This is a genomic window from Nocardioides caldifontis (assembly GCF_008087345.1).
GTDB classification, from domain to species: Bacteria; Actinomycetota; Actinomycetes; order Propionibacteriales; family Nocardioidaceae; genus Marmoricola_A; species Marmoricola_A caldifontis.
In genome coordinates this window covers 15,241-30,442 of record NZ_VHIB01000011.1, presented here as the reverse complement: position 1 = coordinate 30,442, position 15,202 = coordinate 15,241, and the positions used below count along the sequence as shown (strand labels likewise).

General features: G+C 72.4%; 18 protein-coding genes and 1 riboswitch. Of the genes, 11 read left to right on the top strand and 7 right to left on the bottom strand.

Annotated elements, in window-relative coordinates:
• Nucleotides 1-26: 26 nt before the first annotated feature.
• From FIP57_RS17310 to FIP57_RS17300, 3 genes are all read right to left on the bottom strand, one after another.
• Nucleotides 27-470: a hypothetical protein gene (locus tag FIP57_RS17310; protein ID WP_203231323.1), complete on the bottom strand. Its 444-nt coding sequence runs from the start codon at nt 468-470 to the stop codon at nt 27-29.
• 42 nt (nt 471-512) lie between these two features.
• Nucleotides 513-797 (bottom strand): hypothetical protein, encoded by a 285-nt coding sequence (locus FIP57_RS17305; RefSeq protein ID WP_148574807.1) that lies wholly within the window; start codon nt 795-797, stop codon nt 513-515.
• A gap of 97 nt (nt 798-894) precedes the next feature.
• Nucleotides 895-1,305 (bottom strand): MmcQ/YjbR family DNA-binding protein, encoded by a 411-nt coding sequence (locus FIP57_RS17300; protein ID WP_148574806.1) that lies wholly within the window; start codon nt 1,303-1,305, stop codon nt 895-897.
• 86 nt (nt 1,306-1,391) lie between these two features.
• Between FIP57_RS17300 and FIP57_RS17295 the strand changes: the two genes are divergently transcribed.
• Nucleotides 1,392-2,486 (top strand): FAD-dependent oxidoreductase, encoded by a 1,095-nt coding sequence (locus FIP57_RS17295; protein ID WP_148574805.1) that lies wholly within the window; start codon nt 1,392-1,394, stop codon nt 2,484-2,486.
• A 6-nt stretch (nt 2,487-2,492) separates the two neighbouring features.
• Here the strand turns inward: FIP57_RS17295 and pgm are convergent, their stop codons facing one another.
• Together pgm and FIP57_RS23345 are read right to left on the bottom strand one after the other, a co-directional pair.
• Entirely contained in the window at nt 2,493-4,136 is a 1,644-nt protein-coding gene (gene pgm / locus FIP57_RS17290; protein WP_148574804.1) for a phosphoglucomutase (alpha-D-glucose-1,6-bisphosphate-dependent), read from the bottom strand.
• Nucleotides 4,137-4,566: 430 nt separating this feature from the next.
• Nucleotides 4,567-4,725: a hypothetical protein gene (locus FIP57_RS23345; protein ID WP_162529849.1), complete on the bottom strand. Its 159-nt coding sequence runs from the start codon at nt 4,723-4,725 to the stop codon at nt 4,567-4,569.
• A 111-nt stretch (nt 4,726-4,836) separates the two neighbouring features.
• Here FIP57_RS23345 and FIP57_RS17275 point away from each other — a divergent pair, with 111 nt between their 5' ends.
• Both FIP57_RS17275 and FIP57_RS17270 read left to right on the top strand, forming a co-directional pair.
• Entirely contained in the window at nt 4,837-5,427 is a 591-nt protein-coding gene (locus FIP57_RS17275; RefSeq protein WP_148574803.1) for a TetR/AcrR family transcriptional regulator, read from the top strand.
• 9 nt (nt 5,428-5,436) lie between these two features.
• The gene (locus FIP57_RS17270) at nt 5,437-6,075 is read left to right on the top strand and encodes a trimeric intracellular cation channel family protein (protein ID WP_148574802.1); all 639 of its coding nucleotides are present in this window, start codon (nt 5,437-5,439) and stop codon (nt 6,073-6,075) included.
• Between the two features lie 10 nt (nt 6,076-6,085).
• Here the strand turns inward: FIP57_RS17270 and FIP57_RS17265 are convergent, their stop codons facing one another.
• Both FIP57_RS17265 and FIP57_RS17260 read right to left on the bottom strand, forming a co-directional pair.
• Nucleotides 6,086-6,400 (bottom strand): DMT family transporter, encoded by a 315-nt coding sequence (locus FIP57_RS17265; RefSeq protein WP_148574801.1) that lies wholly within the window; start codon nt 6,398-6,400, stop codon nt 6,086-6,088.
• Between the two features lie 11 nt (nt 6,401-6,411).
• A riboswitch (guanidine-III (ykkC-III) riboswitch) is annotated at nt 6,412-6,476 on the bottom strand.
• Between the two features lie 56 nt (nt 6,477-6,532).
• Nucleotides 6,533-7,840 (bottom strand): MFS transporter, encoded by a 1,308-nt coding sequence (locus FIP57_RS17260; RefSeq protein WP_148574983.1) that lies wholly within the window; start codon nt 7,838-7,840, stop codon nt 6,533-6,535.
• Between the two features lie 148 nt (nt 7,841-7,988).
• On the opposite strand from FIP57_RS17260, the gene FIP57_RS17255 reads away from it, so the two are divergent.
• The 8 genes from FIP57_RS17255 (at nt 7,989) to FIP57_RS17220 (ending at nt 15,200) form a co-directional block, all read left to right on the top strand.
• Nucleotides 7,989-8,657, top strand: a complete 669-nt coding sequence (locus FIP57_RS17255) for a ThuA domain-containing protein (protein ID WP_148574800.1) — start codon at nt 7,989-7,991, stop codon at nt 8,655-8,657.
• Nucleotides 8,642-9,583, top strand: coding sequence for a nucleoside hydrolase (locus FIP57_RS17250; protein WP_148574799.1), 942 nt, complete (start codon nt 8,642-8,644; stop codon nt 9,581-9,583). The genes FIP57_RS17255 and FIP57_RS17250 overlap by 16 nt, the downstream gene beginning before the upstream one ends.
• The gene (locus tag FIP57_RS17245; protein WP_148574798.1) at nt 9,580-10,518 is read left to right on the top strand and encodes a ribokinase; all 939 of its coding nucleotides are present in this window, start codon (nt 9,580-9,582) and stop codon (nt 10,516-10,518) included. Before FIP57_RS17250 ends, FIP57_RS17245 begins: the two co-directional genes overlap by 4 nt.
• Nucleotides 10,519-10,592: 74 nt before the next feature.
• The gene (locus FIP57_RS17240) at nt 10,593-11,816 is read left to right on the top strand and encodes a Gfo/Idh/MocA family protein (RefSeq protein WP_148574797.1); all 1,224 of its coding nucleotides are present in this window, start codon (nt 10,593-10,595) and stop codon (nt 11,814-11,816) included.
• Nucleotides 11,813-12,886: a Gfo/Idh/MocA family protein gene (locus FIP57_RS17235; RefSeq protein WP_148574796.1), complete on the top strand. Its 1,074-nt coding sequence runs from the start codon at nt 11,813-11,815 to the stop codon at nt 12,884-12,886. The genes FIP57_RS17240 and FIP57_RS17235 overlap by 4 nt, the downstream gene beginning before the upstream one ends.
• 151 nt (nt 12,887-13,037) lie before the next feature.
• Complete coding sequence (locus tag FIP57_RS17230) at nt 13,038-13,790, top strand: phytanoyl-CoA dioxygenase family protein (protein ID WP_203231322.1); 753 nt, start codon at nt 13,038-13,040, stop codon at nt 13,788-13,790.
• Entirely contained in the window at nt 13,787-14,704 is a 918-nt protein-coding gene (locus FIP57_RS17225) for a sugar phosphate isomerase/epimerase family protein (RefSeq protein ID WP_148574795.1), read from the top strand. The genes FIP57_RS17230 and FIP57_RS17225 overlap by 4 nt, the downstream gene beginning before the upstream one ends.
• A 22-nt stretch (nt 14,705-14,726) precedes the next feature.
• On the top strand, nt 14,727-15,200 hold the full coding sequence (locus FIP57_RS17220) for a hypothetical protein (RefSeq protein ID WP_148574794.1): 474 nt from the start codon (nt 14,727-14,729) through the stop codon (nt 15,198-15,200).
• Nucleotides 15,201-15,202: the final 2 nt, after the last annotated feature.

The following is a 15,202-nucleotide window of genomic DNA, read 5'->3' as shown; positions in this document are numbered from 1 at the left end:
CAACGGCGCCTGACGGCTAGCAAACGTCATGCGCTCCTGGCAGTCGACGTGCGGAACCGCTCGAGGTCGTCGAGCAGGTCTACGGCCTCGTTCTTCGTGATCTCGGCACCGTGCAGCTGCTGCAACCAGGCGACGAGCTGCTTGCCGGCCACGACCGCAACGCCGTCGAGCATGGCGTCGTCGGGAAGGGAGTGCTGCGCAGCACCCCAGATGACGACGACCGGTGTCACGCCCGAGATGTGGTGCCTTGCGGTCGACCCGCCGACGAGCTTCAGATGCGGCAGGCTCCGGGCAACTGCTTCGACCCTCAGCTTCGCCTTGAGTGCTGATCGCGCCATGTCCTGCGCGTCGTGAGGCGTGACCTCGTGCCGCCACTTCGAGTCGATGACGACCACGCCGCCGCGGCGCGTCACCACGACGTGGTCGAGGTCGCCGACCTTGAGACTGATGCTGTCGACCCAACCCCACACCAGGCGTCGACGCCTGGCGCGCTGCAGCTCGCTCCGGGTGTTCTACTCACCCCAGGCGCCACGGACGTGCGGCAGCGCTCTCGGGTCCTGCGCCAGGAACGCCGCATGGAGGAGGTGGAGGACAGCAGCAACGATCCCGACGTGCAGTGCTCCGACGGCGTACCAGCCGACGGGCCCGTCCGCGAAGCGCAAGAGGAAGGCAGTAGCGAAACCGAGCATGACGACGGTGCCGCCGGCTGCGCCCGCCAGGAGCCTCCCGTTGCGCTGCAGCCATGCCCGTCGAAGACGGCGTAGCTCCCGCCTCGAGTAGGGGTCGAACTCGCTCACGTGTCGCTCCTGGAGTGGCTCGCTCCCATCGAACAGCAGCCGGCTGCGACGAGTCGCCGAAACGGACAAATCGAGTGCGCCCTTCGAGGAGTCGGTCCTACTGCTCCAGCAGTCGCCTGAGCTTCTGGGGCGCGCAGAACAGGTAGCTCTCGGTGACCAGCTCGGCCACCTCGTCCCAGTCGGTGTCCTCGTCGAGCACCATGCCGACGACGGTGGGCGACCAGGGCGGCGCGTAGAACGGCGGCCCCGCGTTGGCGAGGACCATCAGTTCGTCGCCGGAGGAGCGGAAGGTGAGCACGGTCGTCGGCTCGGTCACGCCGGTCATGTCGCGGTACGCCGAGGTGTACCCCTCCTGTGCGACCAGCACGTGCGCGAACGTCTTCTTGCGGACCCGCCATCGCACCCCGGTCCAGGCGTCCTCCTCGTACGCGTCCGGCAGCGTCAGGGCGGTGGCGCCGATCCGGGCGACGACGTCAGCGGACGGCTCGATGCGTGGCGGCCTGGCCATGCGCCCGAGTCTGGCAGCGGCCACCGACAGGACGAGGACACCGCACAGCCCGGGCATACGCCGAGGGTCCCGGGCGTTGACCACGCGTGGGTCACCGTCCAAGCGAGGTCTTCGACGCGGTCGTCATCGGCGCGGGTCAGGCCGGCCTGTCCGCGTCGTACCACCTGAAGCGGCTGGGGCTGGACCATGTCGTGCTCGACGCCGACGAGCGACCGGGCGGCGCGTGGCAGCACCGCTGGGAATCGCTGACGATGGACGACGTCCACGGTGTCGCCGACCTGCCCGACGGCCCGGCGCCGGGGCGCGGCGACGAGCGCGCCAACGTCGTGATCCCCGCCTGGTTCGAGGAGTACGAGCGGACCCACGAGCTGCCCGTCGTGCGACCGGTGCGGGTGGATCGCGTGGAGAGCGCCGGTGACCTGCTCGTGGTCCACGCAGGCACGAGGAGCTGGACCACCCGCACGGTGGTGAACGCCACCGGCACGTGGAGCCGTCCGTTCGTGCCGCGGTACCCGGGGCAGGACTCGTTCCGCGGCGAGCAGCTGCACACCGTCGACTACCCGGGTCCCGAGCACTTCCGCGGCAAGCGGGTGCTGGTCGTGGGTGGCGGCGCGAGCGCGGTGCAGTTCCTCGGCGAGCTCCGGCCCGTCACGGACACCGTCTGGGTGACGCGGCGCGAGCCCGTGTGGCGCGACCACATCGAGGAGTTCGACGGCCGCGCCGCGATCGCCCTGGTGGAGGAGCGGGTGCGTGAGGGGCGGCTCCCGGGCTCCGTCGTCTCCGTCACCGGCATCGGGCTGCGGCCGCAGGAGCAGGAGGCGGCGCGGCTCGGGGCGTACGAGCGGCGGCCGATGTTCGAGACCATCGAGCCCGACGGCGTCCGCTGGGCCGACGGCTCGTTCGAGCCCGTCGACGTGATCCTCTGGGCCACCGGGTTCCGCCCCGCCGTCGGCCACCTAGCCCCCCTCGGGCTGCGCAGCCGGCACGGCGGGATCCGCCTGCTCAGGGCGAACCGTGACGTCCAGAGCGCGACGACGGCCGCCGAGGACCCGCGCGTCCAGCTCGTCGGCTACGGCCCGTCGGCCAGCACCATCGGCGGCAACCGCGCCGGCCGCGTCGCCGCGACCGCCGTCGCGAAGCTGGTGCGGGAGGCCGAGCGTCCGACGCTGTCCGCGTCCTGACCGGGCTCAGCCCAGCGCCGCGGCCACCAGCTCCCGCGCCGCGGCCTGCACCTCTGCGAGGTGCTCGGGCCCCCGGAACGACTCGGCGTAGATCTTGTACACGTCCTCCGTGCCGGACGGCCGGGCGGCGAACCAGGCGGACTCCGTCGTCACCTTCAGTCCGCCGATGCGGGCGCCGTTGCCCGGCGCGGCCGTCAGCCGGTCGAGGATCGGCTCACCGGCCAGCTCCGTCGCGGTCACGTCGTCCCGGCTCAGCGCACCGAGCCGGGCCTTCTGCTCGCGGTCGGCGGGAGCGTCGACGCGGGCGTACGCCGGGTCGCCGTGGCGCTCGGTGAGCTCGCGGTAGAGCTCGCTGGGGGAGCGGCCCGTCCTGGCGGTGATCTCGGAGGCGAGCAGCGCCAGCAGGATCCCGTCCTTGTCGGTGGTCCACACCGAACCGTCCTTGCGGAGGAACGACGCGCCCGCGGACTCCTCCCCGCCGAAGCCGACCTCGCCGGACAGCAGCCCGGGCACGAACCACTTGAAGCCGACCGGCACCTCGGTCAGCTGTCGGCCGAGCTCCACCGCGACGCGGTCGATCATCGAGCTCGACACGAGCGTCTTGCCGATCGCGGCCGTCGCGGGCCAGTCGGGGCGCGCGCCGCCGTAGAGGTAGGAGATCGCGACCGCGAGGTAGTGGTTCGGGTTCATCAGCCCTCCGTCGGGGGTGACGATGCCGTGCCTGTCGGCGTCGGCGTCGTTCCCGGTGGCGACGCGGAACGAGGATCCCTCGCGCAGCTGCTCGATCAGCGAGGCCATGGCGCTCGGGCTCGAGCAGTCCATCCGGATCTTGCCGTCCCAGTCCAGCGTCATGAACCGCCACGTCGGGTCGACCAACGGGTTGACCACCGTCAGGTCGAGCCGGTGGCGCTCCGCGATCTCGCCCCAGTACGCCACGCTCGCGCCGCCGAGCGGATCGGCGCCGATGCGGAGGCCGGCGTCCCGCACCGCGTCGAGGTCGAGCACCGACGGGAGGTCGTCGACGTAGGCGCCGAGGAAGTCGTGGCCGCCGGCCGCGGCACGGGCCCGCGCGAACGGGACGCGGCGCACGCCGTCGAGCCCCGCCTCGATGTAGCGGTTCGCGGCCTCGGCAATTGCGGTCGTCGCGTCGCTGTCGGCCGGTCCACCGCTGGGCGGGTTGTACTTGAAGCCGCCGTCGCGTGGTGGGTTGTGCGACGGCGTCACCACGATGCCGTCGGCGAGCCCGGTGGTGCGGCCGTGGTTCGCCCGCAGGATGGCGTGGGAGACGGCAGGGGTCGGGGTGTAGCCGTCGCGGTCGTCGACCAGGACCGTCACGTCGTTGGCGACCAGCACCTCGAGGGCGGTCGCCCACGCCGGCTCGGAGAGCGCGTGGGTGTCACGCCCGACGAACAGCGGACCGTCGTACCCCTTCTCGCGGCGGTGGTCGCAGATCGCCTGCGTGGTCGCGGCGATGTGCGTCTCGTTGAAGGCGAGGTCGAGGCTGCTGCCGCGGTGGCCGCTGGTCCCGAAGGTGACCCGCTGCTCGGGGGCCGTGGGGTCGGGCTCGCCCGTGTAGTAGGCGGTCACCAGGTGGGCGACGTCGACGAGGTCCTCGGGGCGGGCCGGCTGCCCTGCGCGCGGGTGGCTCATGGCCCGAACCTACGACAGGCTGCTCAGTGACGTGGCGGGTCCGGTCGCAGCCGAAGGGTGCGCGGCGTCGTGGCGAGCATCTCGTAGTGGCCGACGAGCAGCAGGAGCTCGAGGCAGCTGCGGTCGTCGAGCACCCAGGTCGAAGCGGAGCACCTCGGAGACACCGCGCAGCCCGAACTTGCTCGTGCTGTACGCCGCGTGCCACGGCATCCCGATCAGCCCGACGGCCGACGAGGCGTTGACGAGGTGACCGGCGCGCCCGCTCTCGTCGTAATGGTCTGCACTCCGACGAGCGCCCGACGAGCGGCGGTGCCCGGAGGTCGTGGCACAAAAGAGGGGCCCCGTCGCTGGGAGGTCGACAGGGCCCCTTGGGGGTGCTCGCACTGTACGCCGCGATTGTCGAGCCGCGACATGGACTTTCGGCAGTGGTCTAGCGGCGGCCAGGCACCTGCCGTTCGCGCTGGTTCCGCGGTTCCTGCCGGTCCTGCGGTGCGGTCGTCCGCGACGCCTTCGAGTACCCCCACATCAGCATGACGCCGCAGGTGAGGATGACGGCGAGGGCCATCAGGGCCATCACGGCCATGGTCATGGTCGTCCTCCTTCGGTGCGCCGGCCAGGTCTTGCGGGCCGGCGGGTCGTCCGTATTACGCTACATACTCTGTAGCAATATTCGAGCCTCACGTATTCCGAGGGAGTCCAGGTGCCGGAGGGGTCGGCGAGCCGCAGCGGCCGGGGGAGACCGCGGTCGCCCGAGACCGACCGGGCGATCCGGGACACCGCGCTCGCGCTGTTGCGTGAGGCCGGTCCCGGCGCGGTGAACGTCGATGCGGTGGCCGCGCGGTCGGGGGTCGCCCGGACGACGATCTACCGCCGTTACGCGAGCCGCGACGAGCTGATGGCCACGGTCCTCGACGAGCTGGTCGACCCCGGGGTGCCCGCCCCCGAGCTGCCCGTCGCCGAGAAGCTGCGCTGGGTGCTCGACCAGGCGGTCGCGGTGCTCGAGCGCGGCATCGGACGAGGCGGGCTCGCGGCCGTGCTGACCGGGAGCGACCCGGCGTTCACCGACTCGCTGCGCCGCCGGCTGAGCGACCAGCTGCGAGCCCTCACCCAGGCGGTCCTCGCCGACGTCGAGGCCGGTCGGGTGCACGACGTCGACCCGGCGACCTTGGTGGGGCTGCTGTTCGGCGCCTGCCTCGCCGAGCTCCTGCTCCACGGCGAGCTGCGGTCCGGGTGGGCCGACCGGACGGTCGCGTTGCTGGCGCCGGCGATCACCGCCGGTGGTCAGGGGTAGGAGGGCTCCGTGGACACCGCCTCCCCGCTGTTCCTGGCGCTCGACCTGACCGGGGTCTTCGCCTTCGCGCTGAACGGGGCGCTGACCGCGATCCGGGTGGCGCGGCTCGACGTGGTGGGGGTGGTGACGCTCGGGATCATCACCGCGCTCGGCGGAGGCATCGTCCGCGACGTCTTCCTCGACTCGCTCCCCCCGGCGACGTTCAGCGACTGGCGCTACCTCGCCGTGGCGGCCGCGGGCAGCCTCGTGGCCTTCGTCCTCGGCCACCGCCTCGACCGCTGGACGAACCCGATCGTGGCTCTCGACGCAGCCGGGCTGAGCCTCTTCGCGGTGGCGGGCGCGATCAAGGCGCTCAGCCTCGACGCCGGGATCGCCCAGGCCGTCATCCTCGGGGCGGTCACCGCCGTGGGTGGTGGGACGCTCCGCGACGTGCTGATCGGCCGGATCCCGGTCGTCCTCCGCAGCGAGCTCTACGCGATCCCGGCCCTGGTCGGAGCGCTCGTGCTGGTGGTCACGACGGAGCTCGGTGCGCCCGAGGTCCCGGCCGCGGTCGGGGGAGCGGTGCTCTGCTTCGTCGTACGCATGGTGGGAGTGCACTACGGGCTCCACGCGCCGGCGCCGCCGGGCGCTCCCGAGGAGGACCGGTGACGCCCACCCGTCAGTGGAGGTACTTCAGCCCCGCCACGCAGACGATGATCCCGAAGACGAGCACCACCTTCGCCACCGAGACCGGCTCGTCGCCGCTGGCCATCGCGTAGACGACGGTCAGCGAGGCGCCGATCCCCACCCAGACGGCGTACGCCGTGCCGACCGGCAGGTCGCGCATGGCGTAGGCGAGGCCCACCATGCTCAGGACGACCGAGACCGCGAAGATCCCGGTGGGCAACGGCTTGCTGAACCCGTCGGAGCGGCCGAGCGCGGTCGCCCAGACCGCCTCGAGCACGCCGGAGAGCACGAGCACGATCCACGCCATGGGACAACTCCTTGGCGCCGTCTTGTCGCACACCGGGTACGGCACCGCTCGTCCGGGGGCCCGCCCGGGGCCCTGCCTCCGATGGTCACAGACGGCGCCGGGGTCGTGCCAGGAATCCGGTGGTGATCCTCGTCAAACCGCGGGCGTGACCCGGGGCTCGGGACGCGGCAGGAGCAGGCTCGCGCCGGCGGCTGCCACCGCCAGGGCGCCGGCGAGCACCCAGGCCGAGGTGTAGTCGCCGGACGCGGCCCGCATCGCGCCACTGGCCGCGGCCGCGACGCCGGCGCCGATCATGTGCGCGGCGAACACCCAGCCGAAGACGATGCCGGCGCGCTCGACTCCGAACGCCGTCCGGCACAGGACGACGGTGGGCGGCACGGTGGCGACCCAGTCGAGCCCGAAGAGCGCCACGACCACCAGGAGGGGCGGGTCGACGTGCGGGCCGAGGAGTGCCGGCACCGCGAGCAGCGCCAGGCCTCGCAGCCCGTAGTAGACGCCGAGCAGCAGCCGCGGGTCGAGCCGGTCGGTCAGCCACCCGGAGCCGATCGTGCCGACGATGTCGAAGACGCCGACCACCGCGAGCAGCCCGGCGGCGGTGGTGGCGTGCATGCCGTGGTCGTGCGCGGCCGGCACGAAGTGGCTGCTGATGATGCCGTTGGTCGTCCAGCCGCAGACGAAGAACGTCCCGGCGAGGAGCAGGAACGGCCGGGTCCAGAGGACCTCGCGCAGCACGGTCACCGCGTGGAGGACGGCGGCCGCGGCGCTCGGCGGTGCCTCCCGCCCGCGGCTCTCCTCGGCCACCGCGCCGTACGGCAGGAGCCCGACGTCCTCGGGGCGGTCACGCAGCACCGCGACGACGGCGGGGAGGAGCGCCGCGCAGACCAGGGTGATCGTGAGCGCCGCCGCGCGCCACCCGAAGGCGTCGACGACCGCGGCCAGCAGCGGCAGGAAGATCAGCTGCCCGGTCGCCCAGGCGGCGCCGAGGATCCCGACGACGAGCCCGCGTCGGGCGACGAACCAGCGGTTCGCGACGATCGCGCCGAAGACCAGGGCCACGGAGCCGGTCGCGACCCCGATCACCAGCCCCCACAGGGCGGAGAGCTGCCAGGGCGCAGACATCACGGTGGTGGCGAGGCACCCGACCGCGATGAGGACCAGCGCCCACACGGCAGTACGCCGGACGCCGACCCGTTCGAGCAGCGCGGCGGCGAACGGTGCCGCGACGCCGTAGACCACGAGGTTCAGCGACACCGCGAACGAGGTGTCGGTGCGGGACCACCCGAGGTCGTCCTCGATCGGGACCAGCAGCACGCCGAGGCTGGAGCGGAAGGCGGCCGAGGCCAGCAGGACGAGGAAGGTGACCGCGGCGACCAGCCAGGCCCGGTCGACCCGTGGCCTCCGGCCCGCCACCGCCGCGCCCGCTCCTGCCGGCGTCCCCATGTCCACGACGTGTTCCTCCCGCTGTCTCCAGGGCTAGCCGTGCGAGCAGCCGCCCGACCAAGCCTAGGGAGCGCGCCCCGGGAGCGCCGACGCTGGCGCTGCGCAAATCGATTGGCTAGCGTTCCTCCAACCCACCCCGAGGAGAGCCATGGACACCACCCGCACCCGTCAGGCCCTGGTCGTCCGCGGCGGCTGGGAAGGGCACAACCCCGTCGAGGCGACCGAGCGGTTCATCCCGTTCCTCAAGGAGCACGGCTTCGCGGTCGAGGTCCACGACGGGCCGGAGGTGTACGCCGACGCAGAGAAGCTGGCAGCCACCGACCTGGTCCTGCAGTGCTACACGCAGGGCGTCGCCACCGACGAGCAGGTGCTCGGGCTCTCGGCTGCCGTGGCGAACGGCACCGGCCTGGCGGGGTGGCACGGCGGGGTGGTCGACTCGTTCCGCGGGTCGCCCGACTACCTGCACCTCACCGGCGGCCAGTGGGCGGCGCACCCCGGCGGCTTCGTGCAGTACGACGTCGAGGTGGTGCCCGAGCGCGCCGAACACGAGATCGTCGCAGGGCTGGACCGCTGGTCGCTGGACACCGAGCAGTACTGGGTGCTGACCGACGAGCTGAACGACGTCCTCGCCACCACGACGTTCGGGGTCCGTGACGACACCCCGTGGCGCGAGGAGCTCACCTGTCCCGCGGTCTGGACCCGCCAGTGGGGCAAGGGCCGGGTGTTCGTCTCGACGATGGGCCACAAGCTCGAGGACCTCGACCACCCCGACGTGCGCACGCTCACCGAGCGGGGTCTGCTGTGGGCCAGCCGCTGAGCCGGATCGTCCTGGACACCGACCTGGCGATGGGTGCCCCGGGCTCGGACATCGACGACGGGTTCGCGCTGGCGCTGGCCCTCGCCGACCCGGGGATCAAGGTGGAGGTGGTCACCACGGTCGGCGGCAACAGCGACGTCGTCACCTCGACCCGCCTGACGAAGGAGCTGCTGGCGCTGCTCGGGCGCGAGGACGTGCCGGTGGTCACCGGCGCGTCCGCCCCGCTCGACCCCGCGCTCCGGCGCCCCGACGCGCCACCGGTCGGCACCTCCGGGCATGCTGCGGTCGAGATCGTCCGCCGCGCGACGGCCGAGCCCGGCGAGCTGACCGTCGTCGCGATCGGGCCGCTGACCAACATCGCGCTGGCGTTGACGATCGAGCCCGGGCTGGCCTCCGCGGTCAAGGAGGTCGTGGTCATGGGGGGTGTCTACCTCGAGCAGACCAACGTCGCGTCGATGCCGGGCGAGTACAACTTCTGGTGCGACCCGCACGCGGCGCAGGTCGTCCTGTCCAGCGGCGTTCCGCTGCGGCTCGTCGGGCTCGACGTCACGCGTCGGGTCAGGCTGACCCGCGACGATGCGCGGGAGCTGGCGCGGTCGGGCGGCAGGTTCGCCGCGCTCGCCGCCGAGGCGACCGAGGGGTGGATCTCCTACCAGGAGGAGGTCAAGCCGGGTGAGGAGCTCGAGCAGGGAAGCTGCGCGCTCCACGACCCGCTCGCCGTCGCGGTCGTCACGCGCCCCGACCTCGTCACGTGGAAGGACGCGCACGTCTCGGTCGAGACCGCCGGCCGGGTCACCCGCGGCGTCGCCGTCGCAGACCTGCTGATGTGGAAGGACCCCCCGGCCCCGAACTGCCGCATCGCGACCGCGGTGGACGCCGAGGCGTTCCGCGAGCTCTTCCTCGGGCGGATGGCGGCGCTGCCGTGACCAGGGCGCTCGACGTCGTGGTGGTCGGGTCGCTCAACCGCGACCGCGTCTGCCGGGTCACCACGTTGCCGGGCCCGGGGGAGACCGTCCTCGGCGGCGAGGCGTCGGTGGGCTCGGGGGGCAAGGGCGGCAACCAGGCGGTCGCCGCCAGCCTGCTCGGCGCCCGCACCGCGATGGTCGGCCGCGTCGGGCGGGACGACGACGGCAGAGCGCTCGTGGCGGACCTCGCCAAGGCGTGGGTGGACACCACCGAGGTCCTCGCCACCCGCACCCCCACCGGCACGGCGTTCGTGCTCGTCGACGCGGAGGGGGAGAACGCGATCGTGGTCGCGCCGGGGGCCAACGAGCTGCTCGAGAGCGGCGCCACCGCCTGCGCCGTGCGTCAGCTCGCTGGTCCGCGCAGCGTCGTGGTCACCCAGGCCGAGATCCCCACCGAGGCGATCGTCGCCGCGGCCCGCGAGGCCGGGCAGGTGGGGTGCCGCGTCGTCCTGAACCTCGCTCCCTACCGGCCGCTCCCCGACGAGGTGCTCGCCGCCTGCAACCCGCTCGTCGTCAACGAGTCGGAGGCGGCCGGGCTGCTGGGCAGGGCGGCGCCCGACATGCGGGGCGTGGAGAAGGCCCGGGAGGCCGTCAGCCAGCTGCTCGGCCGAGTGCGCTCGGTGGTCGTCACCGCAGGGCCGGACGGTGCCGTCGTGGGCGAGGACGGCACCGTGCACCACGTGCCGGCCGAGCAGGTCGACGTCGTCGACACCACGGGCGCCGGCGACGCCTTCACCGGCGCACTGGCGGCGGCGCTGAGCGCGGGCCGGTCCCTGGTCGAGGCGGTCGAGCTCGGTGTCCGCGTGGGCTCGTACGCCGTCGGCCGGCCGGGCGCGCAGGCGTCGTTCCCGACGGCGGCGGCCCTGGGGCTCGGCCCGATGCACATCCGGCGCTGAGCCTCATTGACCCGGACGAGTTGCGGACATAGCGTGGCCAAAACGATTTGCGCCGAGGTGCCGAGGGAGCCCCGATGAGCGTGCACGAGACGGCCGAGCAGGGGCCGACCCTGGGCGTCGCGATGATCGGCTACGCGTTCATGGGCGCCGCCCACTCGCAGGCCTGGCGCAACGCGCACCGGTTCTTCGACCTGCCGGTCCGACCCGCGATGAACGTCGTCTGCGGCCGTTCGGACTCCGCCACCCGTGACGCCGCCGAGCGGCTCGGCTGGTCGGCCTGGACGACCGACTGGCGCGAGGTGCTCGAGCGCGACGACGTCGACGTGGTGGACGTCTGCACGCCGGGCGACACCCACGCGGAGATCGCGATCGCGGCCCTCGAGGCCGGCAAGCACGTGCTCTGCGAGAAGCCGCTGGCGAACACGGTCGTCGAGGCCGAGGAGATGACGCTGGCCGCGGAGAAGGCGCGCGCCGCGGGGGTCCTCTCGGCGGTCGGGTTCAACTACCGCCGCACGCCTGCGCTCGCCTACGCGCGGACCCTCGTCGAGCGTGGTGCCGTGGGCACCGTGCGGCACATCCGGGCGCACTACCTCCAGGACTGGATCGTCGACCCTGAGTTCCCGCTGGTGTGGAGGCTGCGCAAGGAGACCGCCGGTTCCGGAGCGCTCGGCGACATCGGCGCGCACATCATCGACCTGTCGCAGTTCCTCACCGGCCACCGGCTGACCGAGGTCGTCGGGCACCTCACCACCTTCGTCGACCGGCGCCCGCTGCCGGAGAGCTCCTCGGGGCTCAGCGGGAGCGCGGGCCGGGAGACCGGGGAGGTGACCGTCGACGACGCCGCGGTCTTCTTCGGCCGCACCGACCAGGGCGCGCTCGCGACCTTCGAGGCGACGCGGTTCGCCACTGGTCGCAAGAACGGGATGCGCGTCGAGGTCAACGGCTCCGCGGGGAGCATCGCCTTCGACTTCGAGTCGATGAACGAGCTGCACGTGTACGACGCCACGGGGCCGGCCGCGGACGCCGGGTTCCGCCGGATCTACGTGACCGAGCCCGACCACCCCTACACCGGCTCGTGGTGGCCGCCCGGCCACGGGCTCGGCTACGAGCACACCTTCGTGCACGAGATCGCCGACTTCGTCAGGGACGTGGCCGCCGGCACCCCGCCGACGCCGTCGTTCGCCGACGGGCTGCAGGTGCAGCGGGTGCTCGACGCCGTCGAGCGCTCCTCGGCCGCCGGCGCCACGTGGACGCCGGTCGACGACCACCCCGCGACGACAGAGAGGCTTCCGAGTTGAGCAAGCTGCGCGTGGGGGTGATCGGGCTGGGCGAGGTCGCCCAGGTCATCCACCTGCCCGTCATCGAGTCGCTGCCGGACCGCTACGAGCTGGCCGCGGTCTGCGACATCTCCCCGGGGCTCGTGAAGCGGGTCGGTGACCGCTACCGCGTCGAGCACCGCTACACCGATGCCACCGAGATGATCGCTTCCGCGACGCTCGACTGCGTGCTCGTCCTCAACAGCGACGAGTACCACGCCGAGTGCACCGTGGCGGCCCTGGACGCCGGGCTCGACGTGCTGGTCGAGAAGCCGATGTGCCTGAGCCCGCGCGAGGCGGAGGAGATCATCGCAGCGCGCGACCGGTCGGGCAAGACAGTGATGGTCGCCTACATGCGGCGCTTCGCCCCGGCGTTCGTCGAGGCCGTGCGCCGGCTCCCCGAGCTCGGCCCGATCCGCTACGCGCGGGTGCACGACGTGATCGGCGAGAACCGGTTGATCGTCGACCAGACGGCCCACGTGGACCGTCCCGACGACGTGCCGCAGGCCGCGATCGACGACAAGTGGGCCCGTCGGGCGGCCCTGGTGCGCGAGGCGCTCGGCGACGTCCCGGAGGAGGTCGGCTGGACCTACGGGCTGCTGTGCGGGCTGGGCAGCCACGACCTCTCCGCGATGCGCGAGCTCCTCGGACGGCCGCAGAGGGTGTCGGCGGCGCGGATGTGGCGCAACGGCGGCTACGTCGTCGCGCTCCTCGACTACGGCGACTTCATGGTGACCTATGAGACCGGTGTCGACGACCAGCTGCGGTTCGACGCCCACCTCGAGGTCTTCGGCGCCACCGCGTCGATGCGGGTCCAGTACGACACCCCGTACGTGCGGCACTTCCCGACGACGCTGCAGATCGAGCAGACCGTGGGCGACTCCTACGAGCGCTCCGTCGTCCGGCCGCACCTCAAGGACCCGTACACCCACGAGCTCGAGTACTTCCACGAGGTCGTCACGACCGGCGCGACCCCGAAGACCACTCCGGAGGACTACGTGCAGGACATGGAGCTGTTCGTCGAGATCATCAGGGCCCTGGAGCAGCCGTGATCGGGCCCGCCACGCGTCGTACGCCCCGGGAACCCGAAGATCCGTCGAACCGTGCCGAGGAGAGGCGGCGTCCGGCGAGCCGCGGCTCCGTAGCGTCCACCGCAGACGCCGCGTCGAACCCGGCGCCGACCACGACCGAGAGGACCTCACCGTGCTGACCACCGACGACGTGCAGTTCTTCCGCGCCAACGGCTACCTGCTGCCCGGCGAGCAGATGTTCTCCGAGGAGCGGCTCGCCCGCCTCGAGGAGATCTTCAACGACCACCTGGCCCACAAGGGCGACAAGCTCTCTGACGAGCTCGACACGCCGCACTACCGCGACGAGCGGCTGCTGGAGTTCCTGCTCTCCGACGAGGTGCTCGACTGGATCGAGCCGCTGATCGGGCCGGACATCGCGCTGTGGTCGAGCCACTTCATCAGCAAGGACCCGTTCACCGGCCGGGCAACTCCGTGGCACGAGGACAGCGCCTACTGGGAAGGGCGTTTCGACAGCTACGACAACATCGTGACGATCTGGCTGGCGCTGGAGAACCCGAGCACCCGGGAGAACGGCTGCATGCGGGTCATCCCCGGCAGCCACCTCAGCGGCGGCTTCTCGCCGAACTACGTGCCCACCGACATGACCGAGCAGACGTTCCACGCCGAGATCGCGGGCGTCGACGAGGAGAAGGCGGTCGACTTCGAGCTCCAGCGCGGGGAGTTCTCGATGCACGACGGGCGCATCGTGCACGGCGCGAAGCCCAACACCAGCCCCGTGCGTCGCACCGGCTACACGATGCGCTACTTCCCGTCGTCGGTGAAGATGCAGGACGTGCCGCAGAACGAGGGGTGGAGCATCTGGCTCGCCCGCGGGCGCGACCTCGCGGGCAACACCTACGCCAACGTGCCGACACCGGCACGATGAGGCTGGGGTTCCTCACCGCGTGCCTGCCGGGCACGCCGCTGGAGGAGATCGCCGCGTGGGCGGAGGAGCACGGCTACTCCGCGCTCGAGGTCGCCGCCTGGCCGGACCGGCCGGGCCGGGACTGGGAGGCGAGCCACCTCGACGTCGAGTCGTTCGGCGAGGTCGAGGCGCACCGGGTGCGGGAGCTGTTCGCGCACCACGGCCTCGAGCTCTCCGCGGTCGCCTACTACGAGAACAACCTCCACGCCGACCTCGCGGTACGAGAGGCCACGCACGAGCACCTGCGGCGGTGCATCGACGCCGCCCAGCTCCTCGGCGTCGGACTCGTCGGCACCTTCGTCGGCCGCGACGTGTCCCGCAGCGTCGCCGAGAACCTCCGCCTGGCCGAGAAGGTGCTGCCGCCCCTGGTCGACTACGCCGCGGACCGCGGCGTCCGGCTGGTCGTCGAGAACTGCCCGATGGAGGGGTGGCACCCCGACGGCTACCCGGCGAACCTCGCCTACTCGCCGGAGCTCTGGGGGTGGATGGCCGGGCTCGGGCTGTGGCTCAACTACGACCCGTCCCACCTGGTGTGGTTGGGGATCGACCCGCTCGCCGCGCTCGAGGCGCACGCCGACCGGGTGCTGCACGTGCAGGCCAAGGACGTCGAGGTGCACGTCGACGCCCGTTCCCGCTACGGCGTCTTCGGCCGCGTCCTCGACCGGGAGCCGTGGGTCAGTGGCTGGTGGCGCTACCGGATCCCCGGGCTGGGTGAGGTCGACTGGCGGCGGCTGGTCGACCGGCTCTACCAGGCGGGGTACGACGGGGTGGTCTCCGTCGAGCACGAGGACCCCGTCTGGAGCGGCGACCAGACACGCGTCCTGCAGGGGCTGGGCATCGCCGAGCGCACCCTCTCCCCGTTGATCGTCGACTGATCCCCCGACCGGAAGGCCCAGCATGCACCGCGGTGTCTACTTCGACGCCTGGTTCCCGCGCCAGCACTGCTACCACCCGAGCCTGCCGCCGCGGCGGCTGAAGATGGTCGACGACCTCGTCGACTACCGCGCGACCGTGCTGGTCTGGGCGTCGATGGGCGGCGGCTCGCTCTCGCTGCCCTACCTGGAGCAGGAGGCCTTCGGCCCGGTGGACGCCCGGTCGCGGTTCTACGGGTTCGTCAACGACAGCGAGTTCGTCGCCGCCTGCCACGAGCGGGGCATCAAGGTGCTCGGCATCGTCTTCGAGGCGCAGGGGTGGGAGTTCCCCGTCGAGCTCGACGGGGACGAGACCACGGTGCTGGCGATCAACGAGCTGCGGGGCGTCGGGAAGCGCGACTGGATGGGGCTGCGCGAGTTCTCGTCGAACCGCTATCCCTCGCTCTGGAAGCCCGTCGAGCACTACTTCCCGGCGGGGCTCGTCAACAGCGACGGCTAGCC

Coding starts and splice junctions, on each gene's coding strand:
- pgm (WP_148574804.1), bottom strand. CDS start 4,136: ATGAGCCACCCGCGCGCAGGGCAGCCGGCCCGCCCCGAGGACCTCGTC.
- FIP57_RS17300 (WP_148574806.1), bottom strand. CDS start 1,305: ATGGCCAGGCCGCCACGCATCGAGCCGTCCGCTGACGTCGTCGCCCGG.
- FIP57_RS17255 (WP_148574800.1), top strand. CDS start 7,989: ATGGACACCACCCGCACCCGTCAGGCCCTGGTCGTCCGCGGCGGCTGG.
- FIP57_RS17240 (WP_148574797.1), top strand. CDS start 10,593: ATGAGCGTGCACGAGACGGCCGAGCAGGGGCCGACCCTGGGCGTCGCG.
- FIP57_RS17225 (WP_148574795.1), top strand. CDS start 13,787: ATGAGGCTGGGGTTCCTCACCGCGTGCCTGCCGGGCACGCCGCTGGAG.
- FIP57_RS17220 (WP_148574794.1), top strand. CDS start 14,727: ATGCACCGCGGTGTCTACTTCGACGCCTGGTTCCCGCGCCAGCACTGC.
- FIP57_RS17265 (WP_148574801.1), bottom strand. CDS start 6,400: ATGGCGTGGATCGTGCTCGTGCTCTCCGGCGTGCTCGAGGCGGTCTGG.
- FIP57_RS17260 (WP_148574983.1), bottom strand. CDS start 7,840: ATGGGGACGCCGGCAGGAGCGGGCGCGGCGGTGGCGGGCCGGAGGCCA.
- FIP57_RS23345 (WP_162529849.1), bottom strand. CDS start 4,725: ATGACCATGGCCGTGATGGCCCTGATGGCCCTCGCCGTCATCCTCACC.